Below are 19,031 nucleotides of genomic sequence, written 5' to 3' on the forward strand. Positions count from 1 at the left end.
TGGTCGGGGTCGACCCCCCCGACACCACTTCCCCCCCGCCCCCCACATATCCCCCCGCCCCCCGCAGCATGGCGCCCCTTCCGCCCCCATGGTAACGGGCAAGCCCGCGATCCTCATAGGCTATGAGCATACCCAAAAACCGCCGATCGACCTGCGCATTGGTGACCGGCAGCCGCCAGCGCCCATCCGCCGTGGTGAAGGGCCGCAGCAATTGCCCATCCCGATCCACCACCGCCACCGATACCGGAAGCGCCGCCAGATCGGGTACAGGCGGCAGCGTCACAGCAATCTCCCCAATCACCGATCGGACATAGATGGCCCCGCCTGCCAAAATCCCGCCGGCGACAAGGCAAGCAACGAGCGCCACCCGCCGCCAGCGCGGAGCTTTGCGTGCAGCAATGGCGCCCGCCTCATTCATGGTCCCGCTTGGGTGACCTCGATGCGGCCCGCAGCCGTATTGGCCCGGAACTCAGGCCGATACATATCCTCGACCGTCGCCCCGGGCAGGGTGAAGCTCCCCGGCGAAACGGCGCGAGCCATATAGGCGGTCCTGAATGTCCCGACATCCGAGAAATAGCGGAAGGCCGCGACGAACTGGTCGGTGCGCGATTCCACATGGGTTGGCGCATCCACCGTAAGCCAGGCAAAATCGGACACGCCCCCGCCCGCCGACAGGTCCGGGTTTTCGATCTCGAACCCCGCCGGCAACGGATCGGCAATCACATATTGCCCCGAGCCCAGCCGCTCCGGCTTGACCGTCAGCAAGACCACCAGCCGCTCATTCTGGGCAATCGGCGCATCCTGCGGATCAATGCTCGTGCCATCGGGCAGGAAATATTCCCGCGTGATGGCAAAGCCATTGCTCGAAACCGGCGGCGGCGTCTGCGGAATGGCCGTTACCGTCACCTTGGCTTCAGTATCGGTCTCACCGTTATTGGTGATCTCGACCGCAGCGGCCTCCAGCTCTTCCTGATCGAAGCGCCGATAGACCGGACCGGTCAGCGCCTCCCCGTCAATGGAGATAGAACCATCGGCACTGTCTCGGCCCACCGCCGCGGCAGCCAGCAGCGTCCAGCTGTCTTCCTGGGTCGAGGTATAGCGCGCCCGGTCACGCAGCTTGGCCAATTGGCTGGTCAAGAGCGCAATATCCACCCCTTCCGGCTTGAACTCGGCGGCCAGCGTCAGCACACCCGCCGTATCACGCAGCAGGCTCCCATAATCGGAGCGGTAGCGATTGGGCTGCTCGGCCTTGCGCAAGTCCTCGACAGCGGCCAGGAACGCGGTTTCCGAGCGAGTGCTATCGCCATAAAGAGCCAAAGCCGCGCCGAGCTGGGCCTTGGCCAGCGGCGAAGCGAAGGCATCGAGCCGGGCTTCCAGATAATAGCGCAGATCGCCAATGGCGGCACGGCCGGCGCGGGCCAGATCATGCAGCGCATAGGCAATGGCTTCCCCGCCATTGTCGAAGTCGGTGGCGTAGGACACCTGGTTGGAGAGGTTATCCAGCGCCATGGTCATGGCATCCTCGGGCACCGCATAGCCTTCCGCCTTGGCCCGGATCAGGAAGTCGGTGACATAGGCATCCAGCCACAGATCGCCGCCATCGAACGGACCCCACAGGCCGAAGCCGCCGGTGGAGGTCTGCTTGGCAAGCGTCGAGGCAATGGCCTTGGTCACCGTCTCGTTGAGCTTGTCGTCGCTGCCCACCCCGATCATGCTTGCCACTTCATTCAGATATAGCAGCGGCAGCGCACGGCTCGACGTCTGCTCGGCGCACCCATAGGGGTAGCGATCGAGCGAGAGCAGCAGGCTTGGCACATCGAGCCGTGCCAGCGGGCCGATGGCGAGCGTCAGCGCGCCGGTATTGGCCATATAGCTATCGAAATAGCTGTCCTCGATGCTCACGGTCTGCCCCGCCGGCAGTGGGATCAACCGGCTGGTGGTCACCGGCCCACTGGTGGCGCGGACGCCCAGAGTCAACTCCTTCTTTTGGGTCGAGCCATCAGGCGCGGTAATGGTCAGCACGACCGGCCAATCGCCAATCCCCGTGCCCGTCAGCCCGAGATCGAGCGAAGTCCGCGCGCCCTGGGCCAGTTCGACATTACTATTTTCGGCATCGGTCGAAATGCCCTGCCCGGTGCTCAGCGCAATACCATAGCTGCCGGCGGCACCGCTGACATTGTTGACCTCGACCAGCAGGCGCGATTCATCCCCCACGCGCAGGAAGCGCGGCGGGCTCAGCGTCACCACGACCGGATCGCGCACGATGACATCGGCCGAGGCATGGCCGACAGAAGTATCGGTCCAGGCCATGGCCATCAGCCGCACCGTGCCGGAAAAGTCCGGCATCTCGAAGGTGACGGTTGCATTGCCCTGCTCATCGACCTCGACAATGCCCGAATGCAGCGCCACCAGCACCGAAGTGGGCGGCGGCGTGCCCAGTCGCGAGGCCCCGCCATCGCCGCCCGAACGCATCGCGCCGGGCAGGCCCTGGGTCGGGTCGATCAGCAGACCATAAAGATCACGGATTTCCATGCCCAGCTGCCGCTGGCCGAAATACCAGTCATCGGGCGCCGGCACCTTGAAATTGGTGAGGTTGAGAATGCCCAGATCGACCGCGGCAACGGCCACATAGGCCTGCTGCCCGGCCGCCACATTGCCCAGCTTGACCGTCGCGGTGAAGCTCTGGCGCGGCAGGCTCTCCTTGGGCGCGTCGATGCTGGTGGCGAGCTTGAGATCGCCCGGCTCGACATCGGCAAAGGCCAGCCCCAGCGCTCGCGATGGCATGCGCTTCTCATTGGCATCGGACGGACGATACAGCACCGCCGTCACATAAGCGCCCGGTCCCCATTGTTCGGTCACCTGCAGCGGCACGGTCGTGCCACCCTCGGGCACTTCGACCGCAACCATATCGATGATGCGGTTATCCACCACCATGACCAAAGCCGTGCCGGCAAATTGCGGATCTAGCTTGAGATTGGCGGTTTCGCCGGGCCGGTAGGCGGGCTTATCCAGCGCGACCTGCAAGGTATCCGGCGTGTCGCTGCCGGCATCGGCGTAATAATAGCCGGCATAGAATTCGTAGCTCGACGAGGTCGGATTGGGTCCGGCGCTTTCGATCTCGAGCCGATAGCGGCCCCAATCGACATTGGCGCCGATCCGGGCCGGGCCACCCGCGACGGTGTCAACAGTCCCATTGGCCGCTTCGCGCGTCCTGGTAATGGCTTCCCATTTCCAGGTGCTGCCATCGCGATACCATTGGTAATTGGTTTCGATGCGCGACAGCGTCCAGCTCAGGCCCGTTTTGGCAATCGCTTCGTCCTCGGGCGACACGGCGACGATATCGAACTCGGCCTTGGATCCTTCATCAAGGCCCGTGGCGTCGGTAAAGGCCGGCTTGATGCCGATCCGATCGACATCGGCCAGCACCGGGCGGGTCAGCGAACGCTCGACCGTGCGGCCATTGGTATCGACCAGCCGCAGGATGATCTGGGCTTCCAGCGGCCGCGTCGTCGATTGCGGCTCCGGCAGCACGACGGCAGCAACAGCCTTGCCGGATTCGTCAGTCGTGCCGACCACGCCAAGCGGTTCGCGGCTGGTTTCAATCGTGTCGTCTTCGCGGCCAAACGTATAGCCCGGGAATTGCTCCAGCGTCGTACGCGGCCGCAGCACGGCATCGGCCTCGACGGCAAGGCCCGGCGCCGTGGCACCATAGAGATATTTCGCGGTGACATCGATTGCCGTCTCGACGCCGGTTTCGACCGGCGCATCTGGCGCAGTGATATCGAAAGCCAGCCGCTCGGGCTCGAAATCCTCGACCAGGAATGCCACGCTGGTCAGCGCTGCCGCCTTGGGGTCGGCATAAAGCCGCACCGTCCAGGAGCCGCGCATCGCGTCCCCCACCATGGGCAGCGCGGTGAAATAACCGCCCGCCCCGCCATCGCGCAACACGTCGCGGCTGGCGACGACGCCATCGGGGCGCTCAACTTCGATCGTCAGCGGCATATCCTTGACCGCCTGCGCCCGCGCATCGCGCAACAGCGCCGTGAGATAAACCGTCTCGCCCGGCCGATAGACGCCGCGTTCGGTGGTGGCAAACAGATCCAGCGGGCCCGGCGAGGGCCGGCCTTCGACACCACGATCGGTCAGATCGAAAGCCGGTTTGGACAGATCAAGGAAGGCATAATCGCCATCCTTGGTTTCAGCGACCAGCAATTGCGGCGCCTTGCCGCCCGTGCCACGCGCCAGGCCCGGCGCAAACACCGCGCGGCCATCCGCATCGGTGACGCCTTCGCCCAATATCTCGTTGTTGACCGCAACCAGCCGCACATCAACGCCCGCCATCGGCTTGGCATCGCCCAGCCCGCGCACGAAGGCATGCACGCCATCATCGCCGGCAATCGTGGTCAGCCCCAGATTGGACACGATGAACCATTGGGTGGCAAGACTATCCCAATAATCGGCTTCGCTGTCGGCCACCTTGGCGGTCACCACATAGGCGCCGGGCGGAATGTCCTTGAGCACATCGGCAACCGGAATGGCGGTAGTGGTCAGCGCATTGGCCGCCCCCTTGGCCAGATCGACCTTTCCGTCCCAGATCTTTTCGCCATATTGATCGGCGACATTTTCGGCCGAATAGCCGGTCAGCGAGCCCTGGAAAATCCCGTCGCGCACCGCGGCGGCGATGGACCGGTCCCCGATGCGATAGATCATCACGTCGGCGGTTTCGGCATTGACCGAAGTGATCGGCAGCCCGCCGCCCAGGCCAGCCGGCATCACATAGGCATTATTGGCAAAGGCCACGAAGGGCGCGCGATCGGGCACATAGACGTCGAGCTTGACATCCTTGCGCAGCGTTTCGCCATCGGCCGACGGCAGGCCCGCACGCAGCTGAATGGCATAGCGGGCGCCATGCTGCACGCCATCGATGCAGATCTGGCTCTGCTCGGTTTCAATGGCCGCCTGCGGCGCATTGGGCACCACGATATAGCCGGAAAGATCGGTGCTGCCCGAGGGCAGCGGATCGGAAAACACCACGCAGATGCGCGGCGAAGCGGATTCGGCATCCACTTCATGGCTGGTCACGCGGAAACCATGCTGGGCGATGACATCGTCGAGATAAGTCTGCAATTGCTTGCTCGGCGCCAGCGCCAGGCTCGCACGATAGGTGGCAATCACCTCGCGCCACATTTGGCGATATTCCATGCCCTGCGCCAGGGCGGCCAGCGAATGGGCGCGGTCGTCGCGCTCGGTCGAGCGGAGGAAGGCATTCATCGAAGCCGATATGCCCACCGTCGCCATGTCATAGCTATTGTCGCCCTCGGCCTGTCCGGCCACCGCTTCCGCCCGGGCCAGCGCCACATCGGCCAATTGCTGCCACACATCGCGGTCATTGGCATTGATCGCCAGCGCCTGGCGGAAAGCCACCATGGCTCCGGCCGGATTCTCGTCGGCAACGCCCTGTTCGGCGATCGCAATCAATTCGGCATAGCTGGTCTTGGGCGGCGGGGCGTCGGTATTGGGCAGGGATTCTGCAAAGCCCTTGGCCTGGTAGATCAGATCCTGCGGCGGAAACGGCAATTCGGCCTGGCGGGCGGCCTCGGTGGCGGCGGGCGTGGGCGCCCGGCTGACACGGCCCGAAGTCGCCCCGGTAAATTCGGCGATCTCGCTGCTGTCGCCCTTGAGGAAACACCAATTGGACTGCGCATTGAAGGTGAAGGCGCGGCAGATATTGTCATCCACGCAGGCGCTGCGGCAAGCCTCGAGGTTGGTATCCCGAAGGATCGAATAATCGAACCCCGGCAGGTCGGTGTTTTCCAGCAGCGTCACCTTGACGTCCGCCGCCTGCGCATGGACGAGGCTGAGCCCCATCAGCACAGCCGCACCCAACCAGCGCAATGCCCTCAGCTTGCCCATACCCCAGCCCTCTCCCAACGCCCACTCGCGGCGCCACCATAGAAGGCGCCGCCATGCCGGTAAAGCTGGTCACGCTGGGGGAACGCAGATAGCGTTACCGCAACAAAGCGATAGGCCCTAACCGGCTCAGGCCGAGGAGGAAATCTCGCAATTGCGGCTCATATACGGCATCGGCCGCCGCCGGGATATCAAACCATTCCCGCTCGCGCTGCCCTGCCTCGGGCCAGTCATCGAGCAGCTTCTTGACCTTGAGGCTGAACACCGTCACCCGGCATGGCAGGGTTTCGCCGGTCTTGAGGATTTTGTTATAGGCAAAGACCCCGATCGGCTTGTTGCGCATCTTGCCCTGCACGCCCGCTTCCTCGAAGGCCTCGATCTCCGCCGATTCCATGGCCGATTTGCCCCGCACCAGCCAGCCCTTGGGCAGCAGCCAGTGGCGGCTGGTGCGTGAGGTGACCAGCAGGATTTCGGGCGCACCGCTGCGGCCGATCCGCCAGGGCAATGTGGCAAACTGCGCCGCAAAATCCAACGCCGTCTCGCCTGCCGTCATCTCTCGCCCCTTGGGCTTTTCCATGAGCTGCGCTTTGACCGCCATCACCCATGCCCCTCATGGCCCGGCGCAACGCTGCCCTGATGCACCAGCCGGCTTTCGCTCAATTCGCCCATCTGTTCGAGGATCGGCACCGCAACCGAGGCCAGATGCGCATTGACGCGCTTGAGATCGCGCAGGATATCGAGATGCAGCGTGCTGGTTTCGAGTGTCTCGCTGCGCAGCGCCCGCACCCGCTGCAGGTGCCGCTCGCTCGACGCTGCCTCGAGCCGCCGGATCTCGACCTTGCCCGCCATCAGCGCCCGGGCCAGTTCAGGATCGCGCCCGAAAAACACTGATTGCGACAGCCGCAGGTTCTCCATGGTCTTGGCGTACATTTCCTGGATTTCCGCCAGTCCTTCAGCCGAAAATTTGACCTTGCGTTGCGCCTTCTTGGTCGCCTGCTCGCACAGGCCCCGATCGATAATGTCCCCGATATGCTCGAGATTGATGGCATAGGAGACGATCTCGGCCGCCCGCCTGTCGTCGTCGGGGTCAAGCTCGCCCCGGCCCAGCTTGGCGAGATAGAGCTTGATCGCCTCCTGCAGCGCATCGACATCGTCGTCGAACCCGCCCAGCTTGTCGCGCAGCGCCGGATCGTTCTGCATCAAGCCATTAAGGCTGATTTCGAGCATCTTGCCCACCAGATCGCCGACGCGCAGCGTTTCCCGCGCCGCGACGGCGAGCGCAATGGCAGGCGTATCGAGCGCCCCGTCATCGAGATAAGTCGGCCCCTGCTTGCCAGCCGCCCGCGCCGGCACGAGCTTGGTGGCGAGACGCGCAATCGGATCGAGCAGCGGCAGGAACACCACCAACAGCACCAGGCTAAACCCGATATGGGTGGCAATCGCCAGCATCTGTGCACTGGGCAAAAGCGGCAGCGCAAACGCCGCCACCGGCCCGGCAAAAGCCGTCAATACCAGCGCACCAAGTCCCCGCACTACGAGATTGCTCAGCGTCAGCCGCCGCGCTTCGGCGCCTTCGCGTGACACGGCCAGCCATGGCGGAATGGCCCCACCCAGATTGGCCCCCGCCACCAGGATCACCGCCAGGGTAGGCGTCACCAGCCCCGATTGCGCCAGCAGAGCCACAAACAGCACCACGGCAAGGCTGGACGAGGCGACAAAGGCCAGCCCCGTGGCCAGCAGCAGCGCAATCACCGGCGCGTCGCCCAGCCCGGACAGGACCGCGATGACCATTTCGGATTCGCGTAGCGGCTCGGTTACCTGCCCCAGCAATTGCAGCGCCAGCAGCATCAACCCCAGCCCCAGCGCCGCCCGGCCGACGCCCTTGCCGCGCGCATAATGGCTGACCGAATAGGTCACGACCCCGACCAGGATCATGGCCGAACCGATCCAGTGCACATCCATGGACAAAATGACCGCGGCGATCGCCGTGCCGACATTGGCGCCCAGCATCACCGCCTGCGCCATGCGCTGCTCGATAATGCCGCGGCTGGCAAAGGATGCCGTAATCACCGCCGTCGCCGTGCTTGATTGCAGTGCCAGCGTGGCCAGCAGGCCCGACAGCGCCGCCTTGAACCGATTACCCGTGCCCTTGCCGATCCACTGGCGCAACGAGGCGCCAAAGGCATTCATGATGCCGGTCTTGATCAGCCGCAGCCCCCAGATCAACAGGGCACCGGCCCCAAGCAGATCGATCAGGTGAATTGTTGACGACATTGCATCCTGTTGAACACCAAGATTTGCACACGGTTGCAACAGACTACGCCCTTTCGATGATGCGTCAACGTTGATCTTGGCGTTAACCCCCGGAGACGCCGAATCCATCGCGTTGGACAAGTTTTGCCGCGCGCGCTAGTAACGCGCTGACAAGCTGTCTATGCACGGGCGTGCACGTCGCGGGAGGACAAATGGATATCAAGACAAAAGGTTTCGTCAGCGCCGAAACGGTGGCACGGCTGGCGGGCGTGTCGCGCTCGGCTGTGTCGCGCACTTTCACCGATGGCGCCAGCGTTTCCGAGGCCACCCGCAAGAAGGTGCTCGAGGCCGCCGCTGTGCTTGGCTACCACGTCAACCACCTCGCCCGCGGTCTGTCCCACGACCGCAGCAACATTATCGGCATTATCGTCTCCGAAATCCCCACGCCCTATCAGGCGCGCATGCTCGACGAAATGACCCGCCAATTGCAGGCCATCGGCAAGGTCGGCATGGTGATCAACACCACCGGCGACGCAGAAAGCGTCGCCAATGCCCTGCGCCAGACCCTCAATTTCCGCGCCGACGGCGTCATCGTGCTCTCCGGCACGCCCGATGCTTCCCTGATCGCCAGCTGCGTCGCCAATGGCCAGCGCGTCATCCTGATCAATCGCAGCGACCACATTGAAGGCCCCGCCAATCTCGCGGTGGAAAATGCTGAAACCGCGCGGGAAGCCTATCACCTGCTGCGCCGGGCGGGCTGCCAGCGGCTCGCCGTGGTCTCCTCCACCGCCGGCACGCCGAGCCTTTCGGCCCGCGACAGCGCCTTCGCCGCCGCCGCCGCAGAGGATGGCCTGAGCGTTCCCATCATCCGCGCCGGCGCCACCGGCTATGCCGCCGGCGCCGAAGCTGCCCGCCAGCTCTATAGCCGCAGCGGCGGACCCGATGGCGTGTTCGGCGTCACCGACCTGCTGGCCCTGGGCTTCATGGATGCGGCGCGCCATTCCTTCGGCCTGCGCGTACCGCAGGATGTCAGCATTGTCGGCTTCGACGATATCGAGCAGGCCGGCTGGGAATCCTACGCCCTCACCACCTTCCGCCAGCCGGTGGAAGAAATGGTGCAACTCATCGTGCAATTGCTCACCCAGGCCGGCCCCGACGAATGGGCGCACGTCGTGCCGCCGATCAAGCCGGTGCCGATCTGGCGTAAATCGGTGCTGCCGCGGCCGAACGCTGGTTAGGTTCTGCAGTAGCCTTTCAAGAGACCTCATGGTGAGCTTGTCGAACCACGAGGTCGCGCGAGTGGAGGCTCGGGTACCACGATCGGCACCCTCCCCTCTGCCGTGAAGACTATCGCAGATGCCGGTTTCACCTCGCCCCTCAGGGGAGAGGTTGGCGGCGAAGCCGGCGGGTGAGGGGTGCGATGCTTCCACATCCACTATGGCCGCAGCATCGCACCCCTCACCCTAACCCTCTCCCCTGAGGGGCGAGGGGACGCCAAAGCCCCTGGGCTGGTGGAGATGCGATACACCTGCGGGTGGGTAGACCCCTACCGCAGCGCCCTGCCCTCGGCGTCAAACAAATGCACCCCGTCCGCCGGCAGCCCGATATGCACCCGCTCATGCAATTGCAGATCCGGCGCACCATCCAGCTTGACCGTCATCAACTCGCCTGAGGCCAGTTCCACATAGGCCAGGGCATATTCCCCGAACTGTTCGATCACCGATAACGTGCCGCTGAAATGCGCCGTTTCCGGGCTCGCCAGTTGCAGATGCTCGGGCCGCACCCCCAGCGTCACCGCCTTGGCCAATTGCGGATGCGCCAGCGGCAGCGCCTTGCCATCCACCAGGCGTAATTGCCCGCCTTCCACCACCACCGGCAAAAAATTCATGCGCTGGCTGGCGATGAACCCGGCCACAAAGGTATTGACCGGATTGCGATAAAGCTCCAGCGGCGAGCCAACCTGCTCGATCTTGCCCGCATTGAGTACCACGATCCGATCGGCCAGCGTCATGGCCTCGACCTGGTCATGCGTCACATAGATCATCGTAGCGTCGAGCGTGTCATGCAGCTTGGCGATCTCGACCCGGGTCTGGGCGCGCAGCGAGGCGTCGAGATTGCTCAGCGGCTCGTCGAACAAGAACACCTTGGGATTGCGCACAATGGCACGGCCAATGGCGACACGCTGGCGTTGCCCGCCTGACAGCGCCTTGGGCATGCGCTCCAGATAATCCTCGATCTGCAATATCCGCGCCGCTTCGCGCACCCGCTGATCCACTTCCGCCTTGGGTGTCTTGGCGAGCTTCAGCCCAAAAGCCATGTTGTCGTAGACGCTCATATGCGGGTAGAGCGCATAGGATTGGAACACCATGGAAATGCCCCGCTGAGGCGATGGCACGTCATTGACCACCCGGCCGCCGATCGAAATCTCGCCGCCCGAAATCGGCTCGAGCCCGGCAATCATCCGCAGCAGCGTGGATTTCCCGCAGCCAGAGGGGCCGACAAACACCACGAACTCACCCGATTTGATGTCAAGATCGACCCCATGCACCACTTCGAGCGAGCCATAGGATTTGCGGATGCCGCGCAGGGTAACATCAGCCATGATTTTCCTCCCTATTCGATAGCGGCCACCCCGGCACGAGGCCGGGATGGCCAATAGAATTCAGGCCGTTTCGATCAGCAGCGTTGCGATCTCGAAGGGCCGCAGCGACAGCGTCACGCCATTATCGGTCAGCTCCAGCGCGTCGCCCGCGCCTTCTTCCATCAGATTGACCACCCGCACCGACTTGACCGGAATGCCGAAACTGATCGTCGCCTCGGCCCGGATATTGGCGTGCTCGAACACACGCAGCACGATGGCATCGGACTTTTCGGCCTTCTTGACCGTTTCCAGCGTCACATTGGACTGATCGACACTGGCAAACGAGAAGCTGCCGGCGTCCTCACTCGCATCGGCCACCGGATGGAGCGAACCGATCACCGCCACCGGATTGTTGAAGCGCTCGGCAGCGCGATGCACATCGGCGAGATCGGCCACGCCATCATGCACGAACAAAGCATAGCGCAGGCGATGCTCGCCCAGATCGGCCTCAGGATGCGGGAAGGTCGAGCCGCGCACCAGGGTCAGCCGCACCGATTGCTCCAGGCAATCATAGGCATATTTGCAATCATTGAGCAGGGCGACACCGAAATCGGCCTCGCTCAGATCCACCCAGCGATGCATCGAAGCCTCGAACCGCGCCTTGTCCCAGCTGGTATTGCGATGGGTGGGGCGCCGCACATGGCCGAACTGGATTTCCGAGCGGATTTCGGACGTATTGAGATCGAACGGGAACTGCGCCTTGAGAACCGTCTGGCGCTCCTGCCAGACGATGAAAGTGTCGAACTCCACCTGCCGCGCGCCAGCGGCCAGCGACACCACCTGCACCACGCTCGAGGCCTGATATTTGCGCTCGATGCGAATGGCAGCGCGATGCGGCCCGGTTTCCACCACCGAAATCTTGGCCTTGGCATCAGCCAGCGGCCAGAACTGCTCCTCGAAATAACGGTCGATATCCCAGGCGTCCCATTCCATCGGCTTGTCTTCATAGGCAATGAGCCGATTGGCCGTCTCGCCCGCCGCAATGGTTTCGCGATTGCGCGTCTTGTCGAACACCGAAGTGATTTCGCCCGAGGCGTCGAAGCTCACCTTGAGCAATTCATTCTCAAGATGACCCGTCGACACCGATAGCGGCGAGCTATTGGCCGTCGCTCCGGTGACGATCTGCGCCCCCGTCCAGCCCAGCGGGGCCAGATCGGAAACCGGCGCCACATAGGCCACTTCACCGCCGGCGCCGGTGACCTTCTGCAGGCTGTGCTGATTGCCGGCAATGCTGAGGGATGCCCCCTCGAGGCCCGCATCCGCGCCGATACTGACCAGCCCCGAACGGGTCTGCCCGGTGAAGTTGAACAGCTTGAGCCCACCGCCGCCCGCCTTGCTCAGCGCCGCCGCAGCACTGTGCCATGGCCCATTGGCCGAACCCAGCGTCGAGAAAATCTTGCCATATTCATTGTCGCTATCGACATAGACCTCGGGGATCGAGGTGCCCGGCAGGATGTCGTGGAACTGGTTGATCAGCACCAATTCCCAGAACTCGGCCAGCGTCTCCTTGGGATAAGGCGCGCCAGTGGTCGCCAGCGCCAGCGCTCCGAGCAGTTCAAGCTCGCGCAGCAAGCGTTCCGCCTTGCGGTTATTGGCCTTGTTCTTGGCCACCGAGGTGAGCGTACCGCGGTGATATTGCAGGTAAAGCTCGCCATTCCAGGTCGGAAACTTGTTGCCCGGAGCGTCCATCTTGGCGCCAAGCCGATCGAGGAAGGGCACGATACCTTCGAGCTTGACGCGCGGCGCGCCGGGAATGCCGCGTTCCAGCCGAATGCCGCGCTCGATCATGCCGCGGGTCGGTCCGCCCCCGCCATCGCCATAGCCATAGGACATCACCACTTCATCATGGACCGCCTTGGGCTCATAGCGCTTCCAGGCGCCCATGGTCTCGGATACCGACAGGTCACCATTATAGGTGGTATAAACCGCCTCGCTCTCATAGCGCTGTGCGGTGATCAGCTGGGCCTTGGTGATCGTGCCATCAATGCCGCGCCAGTGGAAGCTGTCATAGGGATGGCGGTCGGTATCGTTCCAGCTCAGCTTGGAGGTAACGAAATATTTCAGCCCCGACTTGTCCATGATCTGCGGCAGATTGGCCGAATAGCCGAACGTATCGGGCAGCCACACCGTCTTGGGATCGACACCGAATTCAGCCAGATGGAACTGCCGCCCACGCATGATCTGACGGACCAGACTCTCCCCCGAAACGATATTGACGTCCGGCTCGACCCACATCGCCCCTTCGATCTCGAACTGGCCGGTCTTGACCCGCTGCTGCAGGCGATCCCACAGCTCGGGATAGTCCTTCTTCAGGAAATCGAACAGCACCGACTGGTTATACATGAAGACGAATTCGGGATATTCCTCCATCAGGTTGAGCACCGTGGCAAAGGAGCGCCCCGTCTTGTCGCGGGTGTGCATCACGCGCCACAGCCAGCCCACATCGAGATGGGTGGAACCGACAGCGGTGATCTGCGGCTGGACCTCGGTATCGACCAATGCATAGATTTCGGCGGCAATCTTTTCGGCATCACCCAGCGAGGCCTCGAACTCGGCCGTATAGCCGTCCCGGCGATCGAGCGCGCGCAATGAGCGGTCGATAATGTTCAGGATTGCCTGGCGGCGCGGATCGTTCTGATACAGCCGCGTCGCCACATCCAGCGGCGTCTGCAGGTCCCAATAGAGCTTCTCGGCCCGCTCGCTGCGCGTATAGAAATCGACGGTAAAGCCAACCAGCGGCCGCTCGAAAAAGGTGAAGGCATTGACCAGCAGCACATGTTTTTGACCCGGCTTGGCATTTCGCTCGATGACCAGTTCGGTGTGGTTGCCATCCAGCGCCTGGGCGATTCTGCCGTCGAGATAGGCCAGGCATTGCGGATCGGTTGAGCCCGGCCGGTCCTGCCACTGGCTGGTGAATTTGAGCACGAACGTCTTGCCGGCCGCCGCTTCGGGCACAGTCACTTCAGCGGCAAACCAGGTATGGCCCTGCTTCTTGGCCCAGACGGAATGCGAGCCGAATTTCTCCCAAGCACGCCAATCCGCCTTGAGCGCGGCTTCGCTCGTCACATCGTCGCGCAGCACATGCCACTGGAAAGGCGCATCAAGGATCGGCGTCAGAATCTTCTTTTCGAGATCGGCGCAGAGCCGGATGAGCTTGCCTTCCATCTTGAGATCATCGTCCAGCAAACCCAGCTTGGACGAAAGGGGATTGGAATAGGTCATCCTTTAACTCCGACACCGGCGAACCCTGTATTCATGTTCCGCCGCAATAGAAAATAGACGCCGACCGCCGGCGCTGCGTAGATGATGGAATAGGCCGCCAGGAACCCGTATTGTACCGAGCCCTGCTGGCCAAAGGCCGCGTAAAGGCCCACCGACATGGGAAAGCCGGCCTCGACGCGCGAAAAGATCAGCGGCAACAGGAATTCATTCCAAGCGCCCGTGAAGCTGAAGAACCACACCACTGCAATGCCCGCGCGTGACATGGGCAAGACAATCCGCGTCACGATCTGGAACAGCGAGGCGCCTTCCACATAAGCGGCCTCTTCCAGCTCGATCGGCACGGTATCGAAGAAATTCTTGAGCAGCAGCAGCGTGAATGGCAGGTTCAGAATGGTGAGCGCAATGATGACGCCAAACTGGTTGAGCAGCCCGCCGCGCTGCGCCGCGAAATAGAGCGGCACCAGGACACCTGCCGACGGCAGCATCCGCAGCAGCACCAGCGTCCACAGGAAAGCATTGCGCCCCGGGATTTTGAGCCGCGACAGCGGATAGGCGGCCGCAATACCCACCACGACGCTCAGCGTCGCCGTACCCGCCGCGATCAGCATGGAATTGAGGAATTGCCGCCCGGCATTGCCGCTGATCGCCTGGGCGAAATTGTCCAATCCCACCGACTGGGGAATGGCCAGCCGCCCCGTCGCCGCCGGATCGAAGGCATTGAGGAATAGCCAGGAAAACGGGCTGACCCAGATCAGGGCCATGAAGGCGAGGGCAATCGCGGTGAGCCGCGAATGAGCGGGATTGGCTTCCATTTATTTCGGCTCCCGCAGCATGCGCAGATAGACCAGCGACAACAGGCCCACAATGACCAGCATGGCCACCGAAATGGCGCTGCCAAAGCCCAGATTACCGCGCGAAAAACTCTGATTGTAGAGGAACACGGCCAGCGTCTGCGTCTGCGTGCCCGGCCCACCCCCGGTCATGGCGAAAATCAGCGGGAAATAGGTGAAGGTCCAGATGGTGATGAACAGCATATTGGTGGCGATATGCGGCCTTATGATCGGCAGCATGACCAGCCAGATACGCTGGAACGCGGTAGCCCCGTCCACCTTGGCCGCTTCCACCACCTCGCGTGACACCGAATCCAGCGCCGCCGAAAACAGCAGATACGACCAGGCCGTGCCCTTCCAGATATTGGCGATGGTCACCACCGGCAGGGCATAATCATTGATGAAATTGACCGGCGGAAAGCCCAGCGGCACGATGATCAGCGAATTGATCAGCCCGGTCTGCGACGTCGTCGCCGACCACAAAAAGGCCGCCACGATATCGGGCAAAAGCCAGCCCAGCATGATGCAGACCTCGACCACGGTCTTGATCGTGGACTGGGTGCCTCGCAGCAGCGCCGCCAGCAAAAAGCCCAGCACCGATTGGCCCACAATGGCCGAGAAAAACACGAAGATGACTGTGGTCCACAGCGATTCCAAAAAACCGCGCCGCGTGAACAGCCGCTCGAAATTCTGCAGCCCCACCCAGCTCCACTCCACCGATTTGCGGCCCACCAGGGCCAGGTCGGTAAAGCTGAAGGCAAAGGCCCAGGCAGTAAAATACAGCAGCACCCCGATCAGCAGCAGGGCCGGCAACATGCCCAGCCCCAGCACAAGCAGATTGCTGGTGAGCCAGGGATTGGCCTGGTTTTTCATCAAACTCATTCGCCCGCCTAACGTGCTGCGTGCATAAAAAAACTCGATCTGGTTTCACCTCGCCCCTCAGGGGAGAGGTCGACGGCGAAGCCGGCGGGTGAGGGGTGCGATGCTGAAGCACATGTGATGCCCGCAGCATTGCACCCCTCACCCTGGCCCTCTCCCCTGAGGGGCGAGGGGACGATGGAACCTCAACGCCGGTTCATCTGCGATAGTCCCGGGGTGCCGCTCCGTGGATATTGCGACATTGCAGTCGCACCCCGTCACGGCGGCCCCCATTCTGGAGACCGCCGCACCGGGGAGGTTTCGCTTTATTCGTAGGTGATGACCTTGTCCGCGCCGAATTCGTCGACCAGGGCGTCATGATATTCCTGCACCACGTCTTCCACGCTCGCGCCGTCCAGAATGCTCGAAGTTGCCTGCTGCACCAGCGCCGAAACGGTCTGGTAGCCGGGCACGGTATCGCGGCCGGTGGTGTCGGCAGCCAGCGCCGTCGCCTTGGCCAGATAGGTATCGGCCATATATTCCGGCGATTCCGAGATATCGGTGCGCACGGCCATGCGGTGGTTGGCCAGGGTCCAGGCCTTGAAATTGGCCTCGTCGAAGATCGAAGTTACCAGCTTGAAGGCCAGGTCCTTGTCGGCCGCATTGGCATTGACGCCAATGGTCCAGCCACCCGAAATATTGGTGGTCGCCTTGGTGCCCGGTTCACCCGAACCCGGCCAGGGCGTCCAGCCCACCAGCGCGTCGCGCTCTTCGCGGCTGGGCAGGTTGACGCCATTGCAATCCCACAGGCATGCATCCTCCCAGGAGCCGCTGGCCAGAATGCCGACCTTGCCGTCGCGCAGCGCCTGCCGCACCGCCACCCCGATATCGGTGGCATAATTCAGATCAGCCGGGGTCAGCTGCCTTTCGGTATAGACCTCGTGATAGAGTTCGAGCGTGCGGCGGATTGCCGGGCTGTCACCGATCCACTGGCCGGTTTCGCGATTGAGCAGGCGGTTGCGGTCGCCCTCGGGCACGTCGGCGCCCAGCAGCGCCATATAGAAGCCCTGCATGGTTGCTGCTTCGGCCTGCTTGGTGCCGGCCGGCAGCTGGAAGGCATATTCCACACCCGCATCCTTGAGCTTTTGCGCGGCGTCCAGAATATCGGCCCAGCTCTTGGGCTCCCACGGCATGGGGATGCCGGCCTTCTCGAAATTGGGCTTGGAATACCAGAGCATACGCACATCGGTATCGGTGGGCAGGGCATAGACCTTGCCGTCATAGGAGGCGACCTCGAGCAGACCCTTCATATAATATTGGTATTGGTCCCACCCGGCGGCCTGCTCATCGAGCGGCTGCAGATATCCGGCCGAAGCCAGCTCGGACACCATGAAACTGTCCATCTGGATCACGTCGGCGGCCGTGCCGGCGCTCAGGTCGAGCGCGATGCGCTGGTCATAGCCCTGGCCGGGCAGCTTGATGGCATTGACCGTCTCGCCGGTTTCGGCCTCGAAATTCTTGATACCGGGCTCGACCAGGGACGAGAGCCATTCGGCATACATGAATGTCACCTCGGCATGGGCCGGCATCGCGGTCGTCGCGGCAAGCGCGATGGCAGCCACCGTCGTCAGCAGATTCTTTTTGAGCATCAACTCCTCCTCGAGTGCTCGCGCCGCGACATTGCGCGGCTGGCGGCGCCAGACCCTCCCCCAGCGCGGCTCAAGGTAAACATAAGAATTGCAACGTTGCAAACGTAAATTGCTTCATGCTCTTATCCATTTGCGGGAGAAGATTTTTCCTCATGTATGACAGGAATATAGGTGCGCAAATCCGCCTGATAGCCTGTTGAATAGTCGATGCATCGTTGCAACCACATCGGCATTTGGAATATCGGGCGGGCGGTGTAAAAGAAGGCGGGGACAATGAAACCATGAGCCAGAAGCACAAGCCGGGTTCGCGGCCGGGCAATGCCCATCAGCGCGTCACGCTGAAGACGCTCGCCGAGTTGACCGGCCTCAGCCTGTCGACTGTTTCCCTGTCGCTGCGTGGCGGCACCACGCTCAAGGAAGAAACCCGCCAGCGTGTGATGGATGCCGCGCAATCTTTGGGCTATGTGCCCGATCGCGCCGGCGTGCGCCTGCGCACCGGCAAGACCAATGTGGTCGCCCTCGTGCTCGACGGCGCCGAGGATTCCATCGATTTTTCCCGCCAGATGATCCAGGGCATCGGCCACGCCATCAAGAATACGCGCTACCACCTGACGGTGATCCCCGAATTCGAGCGCCAGCAATCCACCGATACGATCCGCTATATTCTGGATAACCGCACCGCCGATGGCGTGCTCATCACCCATACCGGCCCGCGCGACCGCCGGGTACAGATGCTGATGGATGCCGATTTCCCCTTTGTCAGCCACGGCCGCACCGAGTTTTACAGCCCCCACCCCTATCACGATTTCCATTCGGAGACCTTTGCCGCCATGGCCGTGCAGCGCCTGGCCGCCAAGGGCTGCACCAGCGCTTTGCTGGTGATAGGCGATGACAGCACCACCAATTACCACAATATCGTCACCACCTTTCATCGTGCCACCGCACAGGCCGGCATGGTCGGCCGCATCATGGATGGCTCGGTGGCGCGCGGCCGCCCCGCCGAAATGCGCCGCCTCGGCCAGGAGCTCGCCGCCGCCCCCGACCGCCCCCATGGCATTGTCAGCGACAGCGAAATGCGCACCATCGCCCTGATCGGGGGCTTGCAGGACGGCGGCCTGCAATTGGGCCGCGATTTCCAGCTGGTCTACAAACAGACCTCCGACATCCTGCCCACCCTTTTCCCCACGCTCGACAGCATCCAGGAAGACGTCTTCGGCGCCGGCGTCGAACTGACCCGCCTATTGCTCAAGCGCATCGACGGCGACACCGCAGAAAATCTGCAAACCCTGGCCGAACCCATGCCGCAATGGCGCAGCTGAGGAGGCACGACCTCGTGGTTCGACAGGCTCACCATGAGGTCTACTTGGAGAGGAGCCTTTAGTAGACCTCATCCTGAGCTTGTCGAAGGACGAGGTCGTGGCACCGCACACCCCGCCGCGCCGCAAAACAATCACGCCGCGCAAATGGGTCGAACCCAAGCTCTCCTCCCCACCGCTCTCCCTCGGGCCTGACCCGAGGGCCATTCTCCGCTTGCACTGAACGGCTGAGGGAAAGGGCAGTATTTGCTTGAAAATCCGGAACCTAAGCCCCCTTCACGCCGCCGCAAAGCAAACGGCAAACACCCCTTCACGTCGTCACTTTACATATAATAGTACTTTATATATCGTC

10 protein-coding genes and 1 pseudogene are annotated in these 19,031 nt (G+C 62.8%); 2 read left to right on the forward strand and 9 right to left on the reverse strand.

All coding sequences use genetic code 11. The annotated features are described in order from the left end of the window. The 4 genes and pseudogenes from FF80_RS05980 to FF80_RS05995 form a co-directional block, all read right to left on the reverse strand. Positions 1-418, reverse strand: a pseudogene (locus FF80_RS05980) (penicillin-binding protein 1C); the annotation flags it as partial. Then, positions 415-5,913: an alpha-2-macroglobulin family protein gene (locus FF80_RS05985; RefSeq protein ID WP_035098584.1), complete on the reverse strand. Its 5,499-nt coding sequence runs from the start codon at positions 5,911-5,913 to the stop codon at positions 415-417. The pseudogene FF80_RS05980 and the gene FF80_RS05985, both read right to left, overlap by 4 nt. Positions 5,914-6,007: 94 nt before the next feature. After that, on the reverse strand, positions 6,008-6,508 hold the full coding sequence (locus tag FF80_RS05990) for an NUDIX hydrolase (RefSeq protein ID WP_244445721.1): 501 nt from the start codon (positions 6,506-6,508) through the stop codon (positions 6,008-6,010). Beyond that, complete coding sequence (locus FF80_RS05995) at positions 6,508-8,184, reverse strand: Na/Pi cotransporter family protein (RefSeq protein ID WP_035098587.1); 1,677 nt, start codon at positions 8,182-8,184, stop codon at positions 6,508-6,510. Before FF80_RS05995 ends, FF80_RS05990 begins: the two co-directional genes overlap by 1 nt. Before the next feature lie 191 nt (positions 8,185-8,375). Between FF80_RS05995 and FF80_RS06000 the strand changes: the two genes are divergently transcribed. Beyond that, positions 8,376-9,401 (forward strand): LacI family DNA-binding transcriptional regulator, encoded by a 1,026-nt coding sequence (locus tag FF80_RS06000; protein ID WP_035098589.1) that lies wholly within the window; start codon positions 8,376-8,378, stop codon positions 9,399-9,401. A 308-nt stretch (positions 9,402-9,709) separates the two neighbouring features. Here the strand turns inward: FF80_RS06000 and ugpC are convergent, their stop codons facing one another. The 5 genes from ugpC to FF80_RS06025 all read right to left on the reverse strand — a co-directional run bounded on the left by ugpC (position 9,710) and on the right by FF80_RS06025 (position 17,363). Next, entirely contained in the window at positions 9,710-10,765 is a 1,056-nt protein-coding gene (ugpC, locus tag FF80_RS06005; protein WP_035098590.1) for a sn-glycerol-3-phosphate ABC transporter ATP-binding protein UgpC, read from the reverse strand. 60 nt (positions 10,766-10,825) lie between these two features. Beyond that, on the reverse strand, positions 10,826-14,026 hold the full coding sequence (locus FF80_RS06010) for a glycoside hydrolase family 38 C-terminal domain-containing protein (protein WP_052153242.1): 3,201 nt from the start codon (positions 14,024-14,026) through the stop codon (positions 10,826-10,828). Further along, on the reverse strand, positions 14,023-14,838 hold the full coding sequence (locus FF80_RS06015) for a carbohydrate ABC transporter permease (RefSeq protein WP_052153243.1): 816 nt from the start codon (positions 14,836-14,838) through the stop codon (positions 14,023-14,025). The genes FF80_RS06010 and FF80_RS06015 overlap by 4 nt, the downstream gene beginning before the upstream one ends. Next, complete coding sequence (locus tag FF80_RS06020) at positions 14,839-15,738, reverse strand: sugar ABC transporter permease (RefSeq protein WP_035098592.1); 900 nt, start codon at positions 15,736-15,738, stop codon at positions 14,839-14,841. Positions 15,739-16,040: 302 nt separating this feature from the next. Beyond that, positions 16,041-17,363 (reverse strand): extracellular solute-binding protein, encoded by a 1,323-nt coding sequence (locus FF80_RS06025; RefSeq protein WP_035098594.1) that lies wholly within the window; start codon positions 17,361-17,363, stop codon positions 16,041-16,043. 281 nt (positions 17,364-17,644) lie between these two features. Here FF80_RS06025 and FF80_RS06030 point away from each other — a divergent pair, with 281 nt between their 5' ends. Next, on the forward strand, positions 17,645-18,682 hold the full coding sequence (locus tag FF80_RS06030) for a LacI family transcriptional regulator (RefSeq protein ID WP_035098709.1): 1,038 nt from the start codon (positions 17,645-17,647) through the stop codon (positions 18,680-18,682). Positions 18,683-19,031: the final 349 nt, after the last annotated feature.

The sequence above is a fragment of the Devosia sp. LC5 genome (assembly GCF_000735585.1).
GTDB lineage: Bacteria > Pseudomonadota > Alphaproteobacteria > Rhizobiales > Devosiaceae > Devosia.